The sequence below is a fragment of the Angustibacter speluncae genome (assembly GCF_054777815.1).
Genome location: NZ_BAAHAF010000081.1, coordinates 35,720 through 53,309 on the forward strand (window position 1 = coordinate 35,720; position 17,590 = coordinate 53,309).

Annotated in this window: 17 protein-coding genes; 9 read left to right on the forward strand and 8 right to left on the reverse strand. The window is 73.5% G+C overall.

Annotated features, from left to right (window positions below; genetic code table 11):
* Positions 1 to 5: 5 nt before the first annotated feature.
* Both ACYVKY_RS09605 and ACYVKY_RS09610 read right to left on the reverse strand, forming a co-directional pair.
* Positions 6 to 1,025 (reverse strand): aldose epimerase family protein, encoded by a 1,020-nt coding sequence (locus tag ACYVKY_RS09605; RefSeq protein ID WP_460434749.1) that lies wholly within the window; start codon positions 1,023 to 1,025, stop codon positions 6 to 8.
* A complete protein-coding gene (locus tag ACYVKY_RS09610; RefSeq protein ID WP_460434750.1) occupies positions 1,022 to 1,792 on the reverse strand; it encodes an NAD-dependent epimerase/dehydratase family protein in 771 nt (256 codons plus the stop codon). Before ACYVKY_RS09610 ends, ACYVKY_RS09605 begins: the two co-directional genes overlap by 4 nt.
* 36 nt (positions 1,793 to 1,828) lie before the next feature.
* Here ACYVKY_RS09610 and ACYVKY_RS09615 point away from each other — a divergent pair, with 36 nt between their 5' ends.
* The gene (locus tag ACYVKY_RS09615; RefSeq protein ID WP_460434751.1) at positions 1,829 to 2,587 is read left to right on the forward strand and encodes a TSUP family transporter; all 759 of its coding nucleotides are present in this window, start codon (positions 1,829 to 1,831) and stop codon (positions 2,585 to 2,587) included.
* A gap of 34 nt (positions 2,588 to 2,621) precedes the next feature.
* The gene (locus ACYVKY_RS09620) at positions 2,622 to 3,809 is read left to right on the forward strand and encodes a mandelate racemase/muconate lactonizing enzyme family protein (protein WP_460434752.1); all 1,188 of its coding nucleotides are present in this window, start codon (positions 2,622 to 2,624) and stop codon (positions 3,807 to 3,809) included.
* 3 nt (positions 3,810 to 3,812) lie between these two features.
* Here ACYVKY_RS09620 and ACYVKY_RS09625 read toward each other — a convergent pair whose 3' ends face one another.
* A complete protein-coding gene (locus ACYVKY_RS09625; RefSeq protein WP_460434753.1) occupies positions 3,813 to 4,736 on the reverse strand; it encodes a dihydrodipicolinate synthase family protein in 924 nt (307 codons plus the stop codon).
* A gap of 102 nt (positions 4,737 to 4,838) precedes the next feature.
* Here ACYVKY_RS09625 and ACYVKY_RS09630 point away from each other — a divergent pair, with 102 nt between their 5' ends.
* Positions 4,839 to 5,537: a GntR family transcriptional regulator gene (locus ACYVKY_RS09630; RefSeq protein WP_460434754.1), complete on the forward strand. Its 699-nt coding sequence runs from the start codon at positions 4,839 to 4,841 to the stop codon at positions 5,535 to 5,537.
* 34 nt (positions 5,538 to 5,571) lie between these two features.
* Here the strand turns inward: ACYVKY_RS09630 and ACYVKY_RS09635 are convergent, their stop codons facing one another.
* From ACYVKY_RS09635 to ACYVKY_RS09645, 3 genes are read right to left on the reverse strand one after another with little or no spacing between them, the layout of a single operon-like run.
* Positions 5,572 to 6,474, reverse strand: coding sequence for a carbohydrate ABC transporter permease (locus ACYVKY_RS09635; RefSeq protein ID WP_460434755.1), 903 nt, complete (start codon positions 6,472 to 6,474; stop codon positions 5,572 to 5,574).
* The gene (locus tag ACYVKY_RS09640; RefSeq protein ID WP_460434756.1) at positions 6,467 to 7,426 is read right to left on the reverse strand and encodes a carbohydrate ABC transporter permease; all 960 of its coding nucleotides are present in this window, start codon (positions 7,424 to 7,426) and stop codon (positions 6,467 to 6,469) included. The genes ACYVKY_RS09635 and ACYVKY_RS09640 overlap by 8 nt, the downstream gene beginning before the upstream one ends.
* Before the next feature lies 1 nt (position 7,427).
* Positions 7,428 to 8,726, reverse strand: coding sequence for an ABC transporter substrate-binding protein (locus ACYVKY_RS09645; RefSeq protein ID WP_460434757.1), 1,299 nt, complete (start codon positions 8,724 to 8,726; stop codon positions 7,428 to 7,430).
* A gap of 143 nt (positions 8,727 to 8,869) precedes the next feature.
* Between ACYVKY_RS09645 and ACYVKY_RS09650 the strand changes: the two genes are divergently transcribed.
* Positions 8,870 to 10,267 (forward strand): sulfatase, encoded by a 1,398-nt coding sequence (locus tag ACYVKY_RS09650; RefSeq protein WP_460434758.1) that lies wholly within the window; start codon positions 8,870 to 8,872, stop codon positions 10,265 to 10,267.
* Positions 10,268 to 10,276: 9 nt separating this feature from the next.
* On the opposite strand, the gene ACYVKY_RS09655 is transcribed toward ACYVKY_RS09650, so the two are convergent.
* Positions 10,277 to 11,182, reverse strand: coding sequence for a formylglycine-generating enzyme family protein (locus ACYVKY_RS09655; RefSeq protein WP_460434759.1), 906 nt, complete (start codon positions 11,180 to 11,182; stop codon positions 10,277 to 10,279).
* Positions 11,183 to 11,309: 127 nt separating this feature from the next.
* Here ACYVKY_RS09655 and ACYVKY_RS09660 point away from each other — a divergent pair, with 127 nt between their 5' ends.
* The 5 genes from ACYVKY_RS09660 to ACYVKY_RS09680 are packed head-to-tail and all read left to right on the forward strand — an operon-like array spanning position 11,310 to position 16,085.
* Positions 11,310 to 12,311, forward strand: coding sequence for a Bug family tripartite tricarboxylate transporter substrate binding protein (locus ACYVKY_RS09660; RefSeq protein ID WP_460434760.1), 1,002 nt, complete (start codon positions 11,310 to 11,312; stop codon positions 12,309 to 12,311).
* Positions 12,308 to 12,820 carry a tripartite tricarboxylate transporter TctB family protein gene (locus ACYVKY_RS09665; protein ID WP_460434761.1) on the forward strand — a complete coding sequence of 171 codons (513 nt, stop codon included), beginning with the start codon at positions 12,308 to 12,310 and terminating at the stop codon, positions 12,818 to 12,820. The genes ACYVKY_RS09660 and ACYVKY_RS09665 overlap by 4 nt, the downstream gene beginning before the upstream one ends.
* The gene (locus ACYVKY_RS09670) at positions 12,820 to 14,331 is read left to right on the forward strand and encodes a tripartite tricarboxylate transporter permease (RefSeq protein ID WP_460434762.1); all 1,512 of its coding nucleotides are present in this window, start codon (positions 12,820 to 12,822) and stop codon (positions 14,329 to 14,331) included. Before ACYVKY_RS09665 ends, ACYVKY_RS09670 begins: the two co-directional genes overlap by 1 nt.
* The gene (locus ACYVKY_RS09675) at positions 14,328 to 14,708 is read left to right on the forward strand and encodes a universal stress protein (protein WP_460434763.1); all 381 of its coding nucleotides are present in this window, start codon (positions 14,328 to 14,330) and stop codon (positions 14,706 to 14,708) included. Before ACYVKY_RS09670 ends, ACYVKY_RS09675 begins: the two co-directional genes overlap by 4 nt.
* 9 nt (positions 14,709 to 14,717) lie before the next feature.
* Positions 14,718 to 16,085: a pyridoxal phosphate-dependent decarboxylase family protein gene (locus ACYVKY_RS09680; RefSeq protein WP_460434764.1), complete on the forward strand. Its 1,368-nt coding sequence runs from the start codon at positions 14,718 to 14,720 to the stop codon at positions 16,083 to 16,085.
* Here the strand turns inward: ACYVKY_RS09680 and ACYVKY_RS09685 are convergent.
* Complete coding sequence (locus ACYVKY_RS09685) at positions 16,074 to 17,534, reverse strand: MFS transporter (RefSeq protein ID WP_460434765.1); 1,461 nt, start codon at positions 17,532 to 17,534, stop codon at positions 16,074 to 16,076. The two genes, ACYVKY_RS09680 and ACYVKY_RS09685, sit on opposite strands and share 12 nt — an antisense overlap.
* Positions 17,535 to 17,590 lie beyond the last annotated feature (56 nt).

The window sequence follows — 17,590 nt, forward strand, 5'->3', positions numbered from 1 at the left end:
CTACATTATGCAGAAGCAACCGTATCGTCCACCGACACCGTCACGGACGAGGTGACGACGTCACCGGCTGCCAGCAGGGGCAGGTCGGCGGGGTCGGTCCACGGCGGCACCGACACCGGCTCGAGCCCGAGCGCCTCGACCGTGCCGAACCAGGGTGTCCCGAGGTCACCCCCGAGCGGCAGCCAGAGGAGCAGCCACGGCAGCACGTCCGCGTCCCAGCCGAGGTCGACGGCCGGACCCGACGCCGGCGCGAGCCGCACCGAGCCGGCGTCGACACGCACCGCCGCGAGCCCGGTCGAGCCGAGGTCGGCGGGGCCGAGGCGCGACAGGTCCCGCGTCGAGCCGTCGAGCAACGGCGCCGTCGGCCAGTCCGAGCTCGCGCCGGCAGCGAGCACCGACCCCTCCGGCTGCACCGGCGCGGTGCGCAACCCACCGCCTGCGGCGTACCCGAGCTCGACCCGCGCCCCGTGCGCCATGGCCTGCCCCACGTCCCAGATCGCGTGCTCGCCCATCGCGAACGGATGCGGGACGCGGCCGCGGTGACGCACCTCGGTGCGCACCTCGAGCCGCGGCGCGTCGCCGAGCCGCAGGGTGCGGCGGACGTCGAACGGCGTCCTGCGGCAACGGGTCTCGAACTGCACGACGACCTCTCCGGGGGCGTCGCGGACGACGGTGACGTCCCACGGCAGCGCCCAGACCTCCCCGTGCGACCCCACTGCCGGGGTCGCGACGAGCCGCGACACCGCGGGGAGCATGAGGTCCCACCCGCCCGCGAAGGCGTCCTGGAAGCCGCCCTGCGGCAGCGGGTGGTCCGGCGCCCCGGCGGGCGCCGGCAGCCCGCGGTCCCAGCGCCAGACCAGGTCGGTGTCGGTCGGCTTGTGCAGCAGCTCGTGCACCTGGGCCCCGCGGCGCGGGAGCACCGTGACGCGCAGCCACCGGTTCTCGAGCACGACGCTGTCGTGGCCCATCAGCTGGCCGGTCCAGACCCGGCACCGGCCGGCCGGTGGCAGGAACCGGGGACTCACGTCGCGTCCGACCGCCAGAGCCGGCACCCCGGTGCCAGCTCGACCTTCGCGGACGGCAGGCCGTCGAGGTCGTCCGGGCGCACGGGTCGGGCGCTGCCGAGCAGCGCGGTCGTCGGGTCGGTGACGTACCGCGCGCGGCCGGTCACCTCGGCGAGGGCGAACACGACGTGGTGCCCGGCCCGCGCGTCGAGCGCGGCCCGCACCCAGGGACCGAGGACGTCGGTGGGCGTCCACCCGAGCGCCTCGTCGCGCCAGCGCGGGCGGTCGGCGACCAGGCCCAGCCGCAGGCACACGACCGCCGTGCCGGGGTGTTCCCGGGCGTGGTCGCGACCGAGCTGCTCGACGGCCACCTTCGACACGCCGTACCGGCAGCACGGCTGCGGCGGCCGGGCGGGGTCGACCGGCCAGTCCGACGCGGGGGCGTCCCCGTCGGCGTGCACCGAGCTCGCGAGGACCACGTGGCGGACGCCCTGCTCGGCGGCCGCGTCGAGCACGTTCGCGGTGGCGACCAGGTTCGAGCGCACCAGGTCGGGCCAGGCGGCCGCCGGGCTGGCCTGGCCCGCGAGGTGGACGACGGCCACAGCCCCGGCGAGCGCGGCACGGGCCTGGCCGGCGTCGGTGAGGTCTGCCTCGACCGCCTGCTCAGTCCCCGGGAGGTCGGCGCCCGGGAGGTCGACCAGCCGCACCGGTCCCGCCAGCTCCGGCACCAGCGTCCGGGCCACCGCGCCGGCGGCACCGGTCACCACCGTGGGCCTGCGGTGCGTCACGTTCTGCATGATACATAAGACGGCTAGGGTGGACGGGTGGAGTGGGTCTGGGTCGGCGTCGCCTGCCTCGTGATCGGCGTCGCCCTCGGCCTGTCCGGCTACGGCGGGTTCCTGGTGCCCCCGGTGCTGGTCGGGCTGCTCGGGCTCGACCCCCGCGCGGCCGTCGCCCACGCCCTGCTCGCCTCGCTGCTCCCCGCCCTGCTCGGCGCGGTGCTGTACCGCCGCGAGCACGGGGTGAGTGCGCGCCTGGTGCTGCTGCTGTGCCTCGGCACCCTGCCCGGCGTGCTGCTGGGCGAGGTGGTCTCGCGCGCGCTGCCGACCTGGGTGCTGCAGGTGCTCATCGGGCTCGCCGTGCTCGTCGCCGGACTGGTGCTGCTGCGACGCGCCCGCCGGCCGGTGCCCGCCGTCGACGAGCACGACGACCCCGCCCGCGCGCAGGTGCCGCCCGCCCGGACGCTGGCCGCGGGTGGGCTCAGCGGCGTCGCCGGCGTCGTGGTCGGCGTCGGCGGGCCACTGGTCACCACACCGCTGCTCGTCGCGAGCGGCGTGGCCCTCGGGCCCGCGGTCGGCGCCGGGCTGGCGAACAACGTGGTCGTCGCCGCCGCCGGGTCGGCGACGCTGCTCGCGCGGGTCGACCTCGACGCCGCCGTCCTGGCGGTCGCCACCGTCCCCCAGCTGCTCGGCGTGGTCGCCGGGGTGCGCTGGCGCTCCCGCGTCCCCGCCGGTCTGCTCGCCCTGGGCGTGGCGCTCGTCGCCGTCGCCTCGGGGGTCGTCCTCGTCCTGGCGGCGGCGTGACCGCCCGCCGTCGCTCCCCCACCGGAGGTGCCCGATGACCCGCATCGACCGCATCGAGGCGTTCGCCGTCTCGCTCGACCACCACTACAAGGTCGCGGGGCGCGACCACCGTCCCGGCGGCTTCCCCGGCACGCCCTACTACCTGGAACCCGCCTGGGCGCAGGTGTACTCGACGCGCACGACCACCTGCCTGCTCAAAGTCACGGACGCCGACGGCCGTGTTGCGTGGGGCGAGACCCAGGCACCGATCGCCCCGGCGGTCGTCGTCACCCTCGTCGAGGACCTGCTCGGCCCGGCGCTGCTCGGGCGCGACGCCGACGACCCGGCCGCCGAGCGCGACCGGCTCGCCGGGCTGATGGCCGTGCGCGGCCACCACGCCGGGTTCTTCGCCGACGCCGTGGCGGGTCTCGACATCGCGCTGTGGGACCTGCGCGCGCGGCGGGAGGGGCTGCCGCTCGCGACCGTGCTCGGCGGCGACGTCGCCCGCGAGCTCCCGCTCTACGTGTCCGGGCTGCGCCGTCCCACCACCGCCGAGCGGGTCGCGCGGGCGCGCGAGCTGGCGGACGAGGGGTACCGCGGCTTCAAGATGTTCCTGTCCGGCAGCGTGGCCGACATGGCCGCCGACGTGCGGGCGGTGCGCGAGGGGGTGGGCGGGGACGCCGTCGTCATGGTCGACCTGCTCTGGGGCCAGTCCCTCGGCACCGCCACCGAACTGGCGCGCGAGCTCGAGCCGCTCGGCGTGCGCTTCCTGGAGTGCCCGCTGCCGCTCGTCCCGGTCGAGGACCACGCGGTCCTCGCGGCGTCGACGTCCGTGCCCGTCGCGGCGGGCGAGCACGCGCACACCGTCGCCGAGGCGGTCGAGCTGGTGCGCCACGGCGTCCGCGTCGTGCAGCCGGACGTCGCCCGCACCGGCGTCACCGAGGGGCTGCGGATCGCCGAGGCCGTCCGGGCCGCCGGGGGCGACGTCACCTGGCACGTCGGTACCTGCTCCCCCGTCGCCTCCGCCACCAGCTGGGCGATGGCGACCACGGCCCCGACCGACCTGCTCCAAGAGCACCAGGTCGACCTGGGCGCCGCGGTCGACCGTCTCGTGCACGAGCCGCTGCCGGTGGTGGACGGGCGCGGCCGGCTGCCGCAGGTGCCCGGCACCGGGGTCGACGTCGACGAGGACGCCGTGCGCGCGGCGTCGACCCGCTCCTGCGACGTGCGCCTGCCGCGGTAGGTCTCAGCCGCTGTACGTGGGGAGCTGCGCAACCTCGAGCAGCTCGTCGAGCTCGCGCAGGTCGGTCTTGTCCAGGTGCGGCGCCGGCGTCCGGCAGGTGGTGTGCTCGATGACCCCGCGGCGCACGAGCACCTCTTTGATGACCGCCACGTTGTAGAGCATCTCGAACGTGAACAGGGGCGCGAGCGGCGCCAGCACCTCGCGGGCCGCGACGCGCTCGCCCGCGGCGTGCAGGTCGTGCGCGGCGCTCAGCCGGTCGACGTACGGCGGCGCCGGCATCGACCCGGCCGCGCCGCGGTCGAGCTCGCTCATGAGGAACACGCCGCCGAGACCGGCGAACACGCCGTCGAGCAGGTCGCCCACGGCGTCGACGGCCCGGGTGAGCTGGTGCGTGCTCGGCGAGGTCTCCTCCTTGAGGTAGCGCACCTGGGGCACGGCCTCGACGACCTCGCGCAGCCGCCCGAGCGGGATGGGGTGCCCGATGCGGGCGTTCTGCAGCACGATCGGCAGGTCCGACCCGGTGGCCAGGGTGCGGAAGTACCCGATCACGAAGTCCTGGTCGGGCGTGAAGAGGTGCTGCACCGGCGGGAGCGTGGCCATCACGCCGTCCGCGCCGATCGAGGCCGCGTGCGCCGACAGCCGTGCTGCCGCACCGGCGCTGCCGGCGGTGGCACCCACCACCACGGGCACCCGGCCGGCGACGGCCGCGACGACGACCTCGGTGGCGCGGCGGCGCTCGTCGTCGTCCAGGGCGAAGAACTCGCTCACCACACCCGGGTAGACGACGCCGGTGGCCCCGCCGGCGAGGCAGAACTCCACCTGGCGGCGCAGGCCCTCGTCGTCGACGGTCCCGTCGGGGCGGAAGCTGGTGACGGGGATCGCGAAGATGCCGCGCCACGGGGCGGGCGCTGCGGCGGTGGTGGTCACGGACGTCTCCTCAGTCGGCGTTCGTCAGATTCTACATAATGCAGTGGCGCAGACGGCGGGTCGGTCGTTGCGCGCACGGGCGCGCTTCTCGATACTTCGTCCATGACCGACCTGACCCGGCTGGACCCGCTGTCGAACCGAGGCAGCCTGGTCGACCAGGTGCGCGACTCGCTGCACGCCGCCATCACCGCCGGCGTGCTCGACCCGGGCTCGCGGCTGCGCGAGATCCCGCTGTCGCAGCACTTCGGCATCTCGACCACGCCGGTGCGAGAGGCGCTGCGGCGGCTCGAGAGCGAGGGGCTGGTGCAGGTGCAGCCCCGCCGGGGCGCGGTCGTGGTCGCCCTCGACGACGACGTCGTCAGCGACCTGTACGACCTGCGGATGGTGCTCGAGACCGCGGGCGTGCGGATGGCCGCCTCGGCGCCCGACCTCGAGCTGTCGGGCGTGTACGCGCTGATGTCGCAGCTCGAGACCCTCGTCGACGGGCCGGAGTCGGAGTTCGCGCACGTCGACGTGGCCCTGCACCGCGCCATCAACGACCTGTCCGGCAACCGCGAGCTCGCCGAGGCCGCCGAGCGCGTGCACCGGCGCATCCAGGCCGTCCGGGTGCGCTCGGCGGTGCCCGGCCGGCTGCGGATCGCGCAGGACCAGCACGCCGAGATGGTCGACGCGCTGCGCCGTCGCGACCCCGACCTCGCCGAGGCCGCCACCCGCGCGCACATCGGGTCGGCGAAGGAGAACGTCCTGTCGGTGCTGCGCGCTCGGCGCGAGGAGGCCGGCGCCGAGGCGCAGGTGGGCTGAGCCGTCGCGTCCTGGCCGGTGCCGGTCCCGGCGGTCACTTCGAGCCCGTGAAGGCGATGCCCTGGATGAACTGGCGCTGCAGCACCAGGAACAGCGCGATCATCGGCAGCGCCGCCAGGGTGGCGGCGGCCATGAGCACCGGCCGGTCCGTGAGGAACTCGCCCTGGAAGTTGGCGAGACCGACGCTGAGCGGCGCCTTGGTCTCGTCGCTGATGACCACGAGCGGCCAGAGCAGGTCGTTCCAGGAGTAGAGCACCGTGATGATCGTCGCGGCCAGCAGACCGGGCTTGGCGAGCGGCAGCATCACCGAGAAGAAGGTGCGGAACGGGCCGGCGCCGTCGAGCCGCGCGGCCTCCATCAGCTCGCGCGGCAGCGACATGAAGAACTGCCGCATCAGGAACACCGTGAAGATGCCCGAGAAGTGCGGCAGCACCAGGCCCAGGAAGGTGTTGGTCAACCCGAGCGACTGCACGATCTCGTACTGCGGCAGCAGGAACAGCTGTCGCGGCACCATCAGCAGCGTGAGCAGCGCGTAGAAGATGACGTCGCGCCCGGGGAACCGCAGGCAGGCGAAGGCGTAGGCCGCCATCGCCCCGAGGAACACGTGGCCGACGATCAGGCACAGCGCGTACCCGGTGCTGACGGCGAACATGCTCAGCAGCGGGATGCGCTCGAAGGCGTTGACGTAGTTCGCCGGCTCGAACGACTGCGGCAGGAACGTCGGCGGCACCCGCAGCGACTCGCTCAGGGTCTTGACCGACGTCAGCACCTGCCACAGGAACGGGAACACCACGAGCGCCGACAGCACCATGAGGAACAGGTGCGCGCCGGTGTGCGAGCCCTGCAGCGCGCGCGAGGACGACTGCGGCTGCTCGTCGTCCTTGCCGGGACGCAGGCGCAGGCCCGCGCGCCGGACCGCCGTGCTCGTCTCAGGCATAGTTCACCCACCGCCGCTGGAGCCGGAACTGGATCAGCGTGAGCACCAGGACGACCGCCACCAGGACGACCGCGATCGTCGAGGCGTAGCCGCGGTCGTTCTCGATGAACCCGACCCGGTAGAAGAGGTAGACGACCGTCTGGGTGTCGTTGATGACGGGGTTGCGCACGCCGCCGCTGGCGACGCCGATCATGGTGAACATCAGGTCGAACATCTGCATCGCCGAGATCACGCTGGTCACGCTGACGAAGAAGGTCACGGGCGTGAGCATCGGGACGGTGATGCTGCGGATCGTGCGCCACCGCCCGGCACCGTCGATCGCCGCTGCGTCGTACAGCTCGGGGTGGATGCTCTGCAGCCCGGCGAGGAACAGCACCACGTTGTAGCCCAGCGTCGACCAGACGCCGACGAGGCCGACGGCCAGCAGCGCGAACCGCTTGTCCTGCAACCAGGCCTGACCGGGTATGCCGATCGCCTCGAGCGCGGCGTTCAGCGGCCCGTACTCGCCGTTGAACACCGTGGACCACACCAGACCGGCCGCGACCGGCAGCACGACGACCGGCAGGAAGAAGATCACCCGGTAGACCGACTTGAACCGGATGCCGCGCAGGTCGAGCTGCACCGCGATCAGCATCGCCAGCGGCACGCCGGCGAGGATGAGCAGGGTGTAGACCACGGAGTTGCGGAACGCGCCGATCACGTCCTCGTCGGCGAGCAGCCGGGCGTAGTTGTCGAGCCCGGTGAAGGTCGAGCCGCCGAAGAACCCCGACTCGGTCATCGACAGGTAGGCGCCACGGACCAGCGGGTAGAACTGGAACACGACCAGGAAGACCGTCACCGGGGCGATGAACAGGTACCCCGCCCACGCCTCGACGGACCTGCCCGACCGGCCCCTCCGTGGCCGGTCGGGCGCGGTCGGGGGTGCCGCGCTCCTCGGGGGAGCCTGCGTCATGTCAGCCGTTCTCCTTGGCCAGCACTTCCTCGATCGCCGCGTCCGCGTTCTTCGCCGCCTCCGCGGCGGGGACCTTCAGGTCGAAGGCCGGGGCGAGGGCGTCGACCATGGCGCCGGTCCACTCGGTGGTCAGCTTGGTCGTGGGGCCGGGGACGCCGTCCGCGGCGGAGTCGGTGATGGCGGCCATGTTCCACTGCGGGAACTGCTCGGCCCACACGACCGCCGCGTCCTTCTCGGCGGGCTGCACGACCACCTTCGACTGCGCACCGACCTTGGCGCCGTCGGGACCGCCGATGAAGGACAGGAACTTCCAGGCGGCCTCGGGGTGCTCGCTGTTCGACGACATCGCGTAGGCGTTGGCGCCGAGCAGGGTGGCGTCGCCGCCGGGGCCGGCGGGCATCTGCACGACGTCGATCTTGTCCTTGATCGCCGCGTCGGCGTCGAAGATGCCCGGGTGCCAGGAGCCCGCGTAGATCATCGCGGCCTTGCCCGACTGGAACATCGCGGCCGGGGCGGTGTCGAGCTGCGCCTGGTAGGTGGGCGCCGAGCCCGCCTCGATCATGTCGGTCCAGAACTCGATGCCCTCGATCGCCTCGGGCTGGTCGAGCAGCGCCTCGGTGCGGTCGTCCGAGATCACCTGCCCCCCGGCCTGGAAGATGGTGTTGTAGAACGACTGCGTGCCGTCGTACAGCGTCGTGACGCCGTACACGCCGTTCGGGGTGTCGGTGAGCGCGGCCGCCGCGGTCTGCAGGTCCTCCCACGTCCAGTCGGCGGTGGGGTACTCGACGCCCTTGGCGTCGAACATCTCCTTGTTGAACCAAAGCTCGACGGTCGCGGCGCCGCGGGGGAAGCCGTAGATGCTGTCGTCGTAGGTGACCTGCTGCAGCGCGGCGTCGGGGTAGGCCGACAGGTCGAAGTCGCTCTCCTCGATCAGCTCGTCGAGGTTCTGGGTGACGCCCTCGGAGGCGTAGAGGTCGCGGTCGTTGGCGTGCAGCCAGAACACGTCCGGCGCGTCGCCGCTGGAGGCCTGCACCTGCAGCTTGGTCGCGTACTGGTTGAACGGCACCGTCTCGTACGTGACCGAGATGTTCTCGTTCTCGGCCTCGAACGCGTCGATGAACGCCTGCATGGCCGGGGTCTGGCTCTCGTCCCAGCCGGCGAATCGCAGCTCGACGGGACCCTCGTCCCCGCCGCCACCACCCTCGGTGCCGGGGTCGGAACCGCCGCACGCGGCGAGCGCGAGCACGGCGGACGCCGCTGCGAGAGCCTGGAGCGGACGGCGGGAGCGGTTGAGCGTCATGACGGTCCTCCTGGTGCCTGGCATCGTCGCCTCGGCCGAACATACATTATGCGTAATCAGAGTCAAGGGATGTCGCCCGGGTACCGCGGCAGGGCTTCTGCAGCGGTGCGGCGCGTGATCGTCCTGCCCCGGGAGGACCAGACATGGCGCACGCACCGACCGACCCCGCCGCGCGGCCCGACGTGGTCGTCGTCCTGGTCGACGACCTGGGCTGGACCGACCTGTCGTGCTACGGCTCCACGTTCTACGAGACGCCGCGGCTCGACGCGCTGGCGGCGCAGGGCGCGCTGTTCACCGACGCGTACGCCGCGTCCCCGGTCTGCTCCCCGAGCCGCGCGAGCCTGATGACCGGGAAGTACCCGGCCACGCACGGCATCACGGACTGGATCGGCGGGCACGGCGTGGGGCGCCTGCTCGACGTCCCGTACTTCCACCACCTGCCGCTCAGCGAGGAGTCGCTGGCCAGCGCGCTGGCGGCCGAGGGCTACCGCACGTGGCACGTCGGGAAGTGGCACCTCGGCACCCGGGTGACCTGGCCGCAGCAGCACGGGTTCGAGGTCAACGTCGGCGGGTCCGAGCTGGGGATGCCGCCGTCGTACTTCAGCCCCTACGGGCTGCCCAACCTGCCCGACGGCCCGGACGGCGAGTACCTGACCGACCGGCTGACCGACGAGGCCATCGCGCTGGTGGGCTCGGCCGACGAGCGTCCGTACCTGCTGAACCTGTGGCACTACGCGGTGCACACGCCCGTCCAGGCCCCGCGAGACCTGGTGGCGAAGTACGAGGCCAAGGCGGGACGGCTCGGCCTCGACCTGCGCGACCCGATCGACGAGGGTGAGCCGATGCCCTCGGTGCACCTGGCCGGCGTGCGCGTGCGCCGGCGGCTGTTCCAGTCCGACCCCGTGTACGCCGCCATGGTCGAGAACCTCGACACCAACGTCGGGCGCCTGCTCGACGCGATCGAGGCGGCGGGCCGCACCGACCGCACGGTCGTCGTCGTCACCTCCGACAACGGCGGGCTCGCCACGGCAGAGGGCTCGCCGACGTCGAACGCGCCGCTGTCCGAGGGCAAGGGGTGGATGCAGGACGGCGGCATCCGCGTCCCGCTGGTCGTCCGCTGGCCCGGCGTCGTCGCGCCCGGGACGCGCTGCGCCGAGCCGACCACCACGCCCGACCTGTTTCCGACGCTGCTGGCCGCCGCCGGCGTCGACCCCGCCGACCGCGAGCTCGACGGCGTCAGCCTCGAGCCGCTGCTGCGGGGCGAGCCGATGGAGCGCGGTCCCGTCTACTGGCACTACCCGCACTACGGGAACCAGGGTGGCCAGCCCTCCGCGGGCGTGCGCGACGGCTCGCTCAAGCTGATCCGCTGGTACGACGGCGACCGGACGGCGCTGTTCGACCTGTCCACCGATCCCGGGGAGGAGCACGACCTGTCGGCCACCCGCCCGCAGGACGCGCGCCGGCTGCGCGAGCTGCTCGACGCGTGGCTCGGCCGCACCGGCGCGATCGTCCCACGCCCGAACCCGCGGGCGCCGCGCTGACCGGTGCCGTCAGGGCACGGCGTCGCGCACCACCCGGAACCCGGTGTTCGCGGTGGACGAGTCGGTGGTGGTGCGGCTGCGGGCCGCCACCCGGTAGCGGTTGCAGTACGAGACGTGGCACAGGTACGAGCCGCCGCGCAGGACCCGTTCGGCCGCACCGGGCAGCCAGGGGTCCTGGCAGTGCTCCCACACGTTGCCCACCAGGTTCCGGAGGCCGAACCCGTTGGGGGAGAACGCGTCGACGGGGACGGTGCCGGTGTCGTGCGGCGACGGCTCGGGGAACGCGCCCTCCCAGACGTTGCACCGCGGACCTCCCGGCCCCAGCGGCTCCTCGTCGCCCCAGGGGAAGCGGGCGCCGACCAGCCCGCCGCGCGCGGCGTGCTCCCACTCGGCCTCGGTCGGCAGCCTGGTGCCCGACCAGGCGCAGAACGCCTGCGCGTCGTCCCACGACACGTGCACGACCGGGTGGTCCTCGCGTCCCCCGGTGCCGGAGCCCGGCCCTGACGGCGCCCGCCAGGAGGCGTCGCGCACCGCCACCCACCACGGCGCGCCCGGGACGTGCGCGTCGAGCACGGCGTCGCGGGCGTCGTCCGCGAGCAGGGCGCGGACGACGAACGACCAGCCGTACCGCTCGGCGTCGGTGACGTACCCGGTGGCGTCCGCGAAGACCGACCAGAGCGCGGTGGTCACCGTGCCCCGGCCGACCAGCAGGGCGTCGACGTGCGCGTCGCGGACGGGCCCCTCGGCGTCACCGGGGACCGCGTCGGCGTCCTGCGACCCCATCCGGAACGTCCCGCCGGGCACCGGGACCAGGCCGAGGGCCGCCTCGGCCTGCCGGGCACCGTCCTGCGTCCGGGGCGGACGGCAGTCGCGGGCACCGCCCCTCGACGGCGTGCAGCACGGGTCGCCGTCCACGCCGCACCTCCCTGCGTCCGTCCCCGGCCCCGATCACAGCACATCGCGGACCGTGCGCTGCGACCCGGATGCGTGCGTTCTGCTCCGGGCAGGAGCAGGATGGCGCCCGACGTCGACGTCGGAGGTGGTGCACGTGCCCGCACGCACGCACCGCAGGAGGTTCGGGGCCTCGGTCTGGACGCTGCTGCTGGTGGTCGCGCTGTCCGCGTGCGGGGTGACCCGCGGCGACGACAGCCGCGACCTCGACATGCTGATCCCCAACTCCCCCGGTGGCGGCTACGACCAGACCGGGCGCGCGGCGGTCGCCGCGATGGAGGACGCCGGCATCACCGGCGGCTCGTTCACCGTCCAGAACATCATCGGCGCGGGCGGCTCGGCCGCGATGGCGACGCTGATGGGCAAGTCGGGCGACGAGCACACGATGATGACGGTCGGCCTCGGCGTCGTCGGGTCGCTCTACTCGTTCGGCAGCGACTTCTCGCTGCAGGACACCACTCCCCTGGCCAGGCTCATCACCGAGTCCGAGGGCGTGCTCGTCCCGGGCGACAGCGAGTTCGAGACCATAGACGACCTCGCCCAGGCGTGGACGGCCGACCCGGGCTCGATCACGGTCGGGGGCGGGTCGTCGCCGGGCGGGCCCGACCACCTGTTCCCGATGCAGCTCGCGAGCACGCTCGGCATCGACGCCCGCGAGGTCAACTACGTGAGCTACGACGGCGGTGGTCCGCTCACGTCGGCGTTGCTGGGCAACAAGATCCAGGTCGGGTTCTCCGGGCTGTCGGAGTTCGAGGGGCAGATCGAGTCGGGCGAGCTGCGGGTGCTCGCGGTGTCGGGCGAGGAGCGCAACCCGCAGGAGTCGCTCGCCGACGTCCCGACCCTGACCGAGGCGGGCATCGACCTGGTGTTCGTGAACTGGCGCGGGGTCCTCGCTCCCCCGGACGTCAGCGACGAGCGGCGCGACCAGCTGGTCACCTACCTCGAGGAGATGCACGACTCGCAGGAGTGGCAGACCGCGCTGGAGGAGAACGGCTGGACCGACGCGTTCATCGTCGGTGACGAGTTCGACGAGTTCCTCGTCGAGCAGGACGAACGGGTCTCGACCACCCTCGACGAGCTGGGGCTGCTGTGACCACGTCGCTGACGAAGGCCGAACCCCGACCCGCGGTGGACAGGGCGCAGTACGGGCTGGCGGCCGTCCTGGCCGTCGTCGGGCTCTGGACGATCTACGACGCCTCGACGCTGAACGTCGGCTTCGGCGACCCCGTGGGACCCCGCGTCTTCCCGTACGCGATCGGCGCCGGGACGGTGCTGCTCGCCGTCCTGCTTGCCGTGGCGACCGCGCGTGGCGACCGCGCCGAGGGCGAGGAGGGCGAGGACGTCGATCTGGCCCAGCGGCCCGACTGGCTCACGGTCGTGAAGCTGCTCGGGTTCCTCGTCCTGACCATGCTGACGGTCAACCTGCTCGGCTGGGCCATCGTCGGTGCGGTGCTGTTCGCCGGGTGCGCCTGGTCGCTGGGCAGCCGCACCGTGCTGCGCGACGTGGTCGTCGGCGTCGTGCTGTCGGTCGGGTCCTGGTACTTCTTCTACGTCACGCTCGGCGTTCCGCTGACACCCGGTGTGCTGGACGGGATCCTGTGATGGAGGCGCTCGAGCTGCTCTGGGGCGGCCTCGCCGAGGCGTTCACGCCGACCAACCTGCTGTACGCCGCGCTCGGCGTCGTCGTCGGCACCTTCATCGGCGTGCTGCCCGGCATCGGCCCGGCGATGGCCGTCGCGCTGCTGCTGCCGCTCACCTACGGGCTCGGCCCCGTGCAGGCGCTCATCGTCTTCGCCGGCATCTACTACGGCGCGATGTACGGCGGGTCGACCACGTCGATCCTGCTGAACACGCCCGGCGAGTCGTCGTCGGTGATGACGGCGATCGAGGGCAACAAGATGGCCAAGGCCGGACGCGCCGCGCAGGCCCTCGCCACCGCCGCCATCGGCTCGTTCATCGCCGGGACGATCGGCACGCTGCTGGTCGTGCTCTGCGCGCCGGCGCTGGCCACCCAGGCCGTGAAGATCGGTGCGCCGTCGTACTTCGCGATCATGCTGTTCTCGCTGGTGCTGGTGACGTCGGTGCTCGGCTCGTCGAAGCTGCGCGGGTTCATCGCCCTCGCCATCGGGCTGACGATCGGCCTCGTCGGGCTCGACCTCTCGACCGGGCAGGCGCGGCTGATCTTCGGGCAGCTGCAGCTGGCCGACGGCATCGACATCGTCGTGGTGGCCGTCGGCGTCTTCGCCCTCGGTGAGGCCCTCTGGGTCGCCGCGCACCTGCGCCGCACACCCCTGCAGATCATCCCGGTCGGGCAGCCGTTCCTCGGCCGGGAGGACTGGAAGCGCTCGTGGGGGCCGTGGCTGCGCGGCACGGCGATCGGCTTCCCGTTCGGCGCCGTGCCGGCAGGTGGCGCCGAGACGCCGACCTTCCTGTCGTACCTGCTCGAGCGCCGGCTGTCGCGACGCCGCGACGAGTTCGGCAAGGGCGCGATCGAGGGCGTGGCCGGGCCCGAGGCGGCCAACAACGCCTCGGCCGCAGGCACGTTCGTGCCGCTGCTCGCGCTCGGCCTGCCGGTGACCGCGACTGCGTCGATCATCCTGGCCGCGATGCAGTCGTACGGCATCCAGCCGGGTCCCGAGCTGCTCGGCGACCAGGGCGACCTGGTCTGGACGCTGCTCGCGAGCCTGCTGATCGGCAACGCGCTGCTGCTGATCATCAACCTGCCGCTGGCGCCGGTGTGGGCGCGGCTGCTGCGCATCCCCCGGCCGCAGCTGTACGCGGGCATCCTGTTCTTCGCCGCGCTCGGTGCGTACGCGGTGAACCAGCAGGGGTTCGACCTGCTGCTGCTGATCCTGTTCGGCCTGGTGGGCTTCGCGATCCGCCGCTTCGGCCTGCCCGTGCTGCCGCTGATCCTCGGCGTCATCCTCGGCCCGCTGCTGGAGACGAAGATGCGCGAGGCGCTCGACCTGTCGAACGGCGCGGTGACGGGGCTGTTCGACGAGGTGCTGGCGCTGGTCGTCTACGCGCTGGTCGTCGTGGTGCTGGTGGCGCCGTTCGCCGCCAGGATGGTGCGCACGCGCAGGAGCAGGACCGACCAGGAGGTGTCGCGGTGACCGTCGTCGTGGGGTACATCCCGAACGAGTACGGCGAGGCCGCGCTGGAGGCGGGCCTGGTCGAGGCGCGGCGGCGGGGCCTTCGCGTCGTCGTCGTCAACTCCTCCAAGGGCGACCAGCTCGTCGACGACCGGTTCGCCTCGCCCGAGGCGCTCGCCGGGCTCGAGGGCCGCTTCGGCGACGTCGAGCACGAGGTGCGCCAGACCGTCGGCGAGGACGTCGCCGACGAGCTGCTGAAGGTGGCTGACGAGGTCGGCGCCACGATGGTCGTCATCGGCCTGCGGCACCGCACCCCGGTCGGCAAGCTCTTCATGGGCTCGGTCGCGCAACGCGTGCTGCTGCACGCGCGCGTGCCCGTCCTGGCGGTCAAGCCCTAGCCGGACGCCGTGGACGAGCTGGGCGCCGCCCTCGACACCGCGCACCGGCACGCGAGCGGGTGGCTGGCGTCCCTCGGCGACCGGCCCGTGCCGCCGCGGTCGGGCGTGGCCGACCTCGTCACCGCGCTGGGCACCGAGCTGCCCGACGGGCCGACACCGGCCGAGGACGTGGTCGAGCACCTCGCGGGCGTCGCCGACGACGGGCTCACCGCGATGCCGTCCGGACGCTTCTTCGGCTTCGTCATCGGGGGCACGCACCCTGCGGCGCTGGCGGCCGACTGGCTCGTCAGCGCGTGGGACCAGAACGCCGGGCTGCGCACGGTGACACCGCTGAACACCGCCTGCGAGGACGTCGCCTCCGCCTGGCTCCTCGACCTGCTCGGGCTGCCGGCCGGATCGGCAGTCGGGTTCGTGACCGGCGGCACGATGGCGAACTTCACCTGCCTCGCCGCGGCGCGCGACGAGCTGCTGCGCCGGGTCGGGTGGGACGTCGCCGAGCGCGGCCTGCTCGGCGGCCCGCGGGTGCGGGTGCTGGTCGGTGCCGAGCGGCACGACACCGTCGACCTCGCCCTGCGCTACCTGGGACTCGGTGCGCCCGAGGTGGTCGAGGCCGACGCGCAGGGGCGCCTCGACGTCGCCGCCCTCACCGCGGCGCTGGAGGCGAGCGACGACGGGCCGACGGTGGTCGTGCTGCAGGCGGGCAACGTCCACTCCGGTGCCTTCGACCCGTTCGCCGAGGCGGTCGAGGTGGCGCACGCGCACGGCGCGTGGGTGCACGTCGACGGTGCCTTCGGGTTGTTCGCCGGGGCGTCGCCGCGGCTCCGCCACCTCGTCGCGGGCTACGAGCGCGCCGACTCGTGGGCGAGCGACGCGCACAAGACGCTGAACGTCCCGTACGACTGCGGGTTGGCGGTCGTGCGCGACCCGGCCGCGCTGCGGGCGGCGATGGGCATGGAGGGCGCGTACCTGGTGCGCGACGCCGCCGGTGACCCGTACGAGAAGGTGCCCGAGCTGTCGCGCCGGGCCCGGGCCGTGCCGGTGTGGGCGGTGCTGCGGGCGCTCGGCCGCTCTGGTGTCGCTGGTCTGGTGGAGTCGTTCTGCGACAACGCGTCCCGCTTCGCGGCGGGGTTGGCGGGGGTGCCCGGCGCCGCCGTCCTCAACGACGTGGTGTTCAGCCAGGTCTGCGTGTCGTTCGGGTCGGACGAGCGGACGCGCGCCGTGGTCGCCGGGATGCTCGAGGACGGCACGGCGTGGACGACCGGGTCGACCTGGCAGGGACGGGCGGTGCTGCGGATCTCGGTGTGCGGGTGGTCGACGACGCACGACGACGTCGACCGGACGCTGGACGCGCTGCGCCGCGTGGCCTCAGCCGTCTGACGCGGCGGCCCGGCGCCGGCGCACCAGGTCGACGAGGCTGGCGGCCAGCGACACCAGCACGGTGACGAGGGTGACGCGCAGCGCGATCGCGGCGGCGTGCTGCAGGTCGCCGTCGGCCGCCACGGCGAAGAACACCGCGCCGACGAGGGCGATGCCGGTGGCCGTCCCCATCCGCTGGCCGGTCTGCAGCACTCCCCCGGCCGTGCCGGCCCGCTGCACCGGGACGTCCGCGAGCGTGAGGGTGATGTTCGGCGAGATGACGAAGCCGGACCCGATGCCGGCGACGAGCAGCGGCAGCGCGAGCGCCCAGCCGAGCGCCGGACCGTCGACGAGGGACAGCACGACGTCGACGGCGACCAGGCCGAGCACGACGGTGACGAGGCCGCCGGTGACAACCAGTCGGCCGTAGCGGGTGACCAGCCGTCCGCCGATCAGGGCGGTGACGGCACCGCCGACGGCGAACGGGGTGGTCGCGGCGCCGGCCTGCAGGGCGCTGTAGCCGAGTCCCTCCTGGAACAGCAGGGTCAGCACGAAGAAGACGGCGGTGAAACCGGCGAAGTACACCGAGCCGACGACGGCACCCGGGGTGTAGCCGCGGACGCCGAACAGCGCGAGGTCAACCAGCGGCTCCTTACCACGGGCGGCGAACCGCTTCTCCCACAGCACGAACGCGACCACCAGCGCGACCCCGACGAGCACCAGCCACCAGCCGGTGGCGGCGCCGCCGGAGCGCCCCTCGACCAGCGGCAGCAGCAGCGCCAGCACGCCGGCGCCGAGCAGCACGACGCCGACCGGGTCCAGCGACTCGCGGCGCCTGCTGTCGGCCCTGTCCGCGGGGATCCAGCGCATCGCCAGGGCGATCGCGGCGACGCCGATCGGCAGGTTCACGAAGAAGATCCAGCGCCAGCCGTCCTCCACCCCGAGTCCGCCGATGATGACGCCGCCGAGGAGCGGGCCGACGGCCGTCGAGATCCCGACGGTGGTGCCGAACATGCCGAAGGCCCGGGCGCGCTCGGCGCCGCGGAAGAGCTGCTGGATCAGCGCGGAGACCTGCGGGTTGAGCAGGCCACCGCCGACGCCCTGCAGCAGGCGTGCCGCGACGAGCACCTCGGGGGTCGGCGCCAGACCCGCGGCGAGGCTCGAGAGCGTGAAGAGGGCGACGCCGGCGACGAACACCATCCGGCGGCCGCGGGCGTCGCCGAGGCGCCCGGCGGGGATGAGGACGAGACCGAAGGCGAGCGCGTAGCCGGAGACGACCCACTGCAGGTCGGCCTCCGACGCGCCGACGCCCTCACGGATCGACGGGAGCGCGACGTTGACGATGCTGACGTCGAGCAGCGACATGAACCCGGTGACGAGGCAGACCGCGAGCGCCTTCCAGCGGCGCGGGTCGGGCTGCTCGTCGGTCCTGCGGTCCTCGCTGCGGGTGGCGGGCGCAGGTTCGGGCACCCGCTGATCATCGGTCAGGGCCGCAGCGGCCGCATGCGGTGACCTCCTTCACGGCG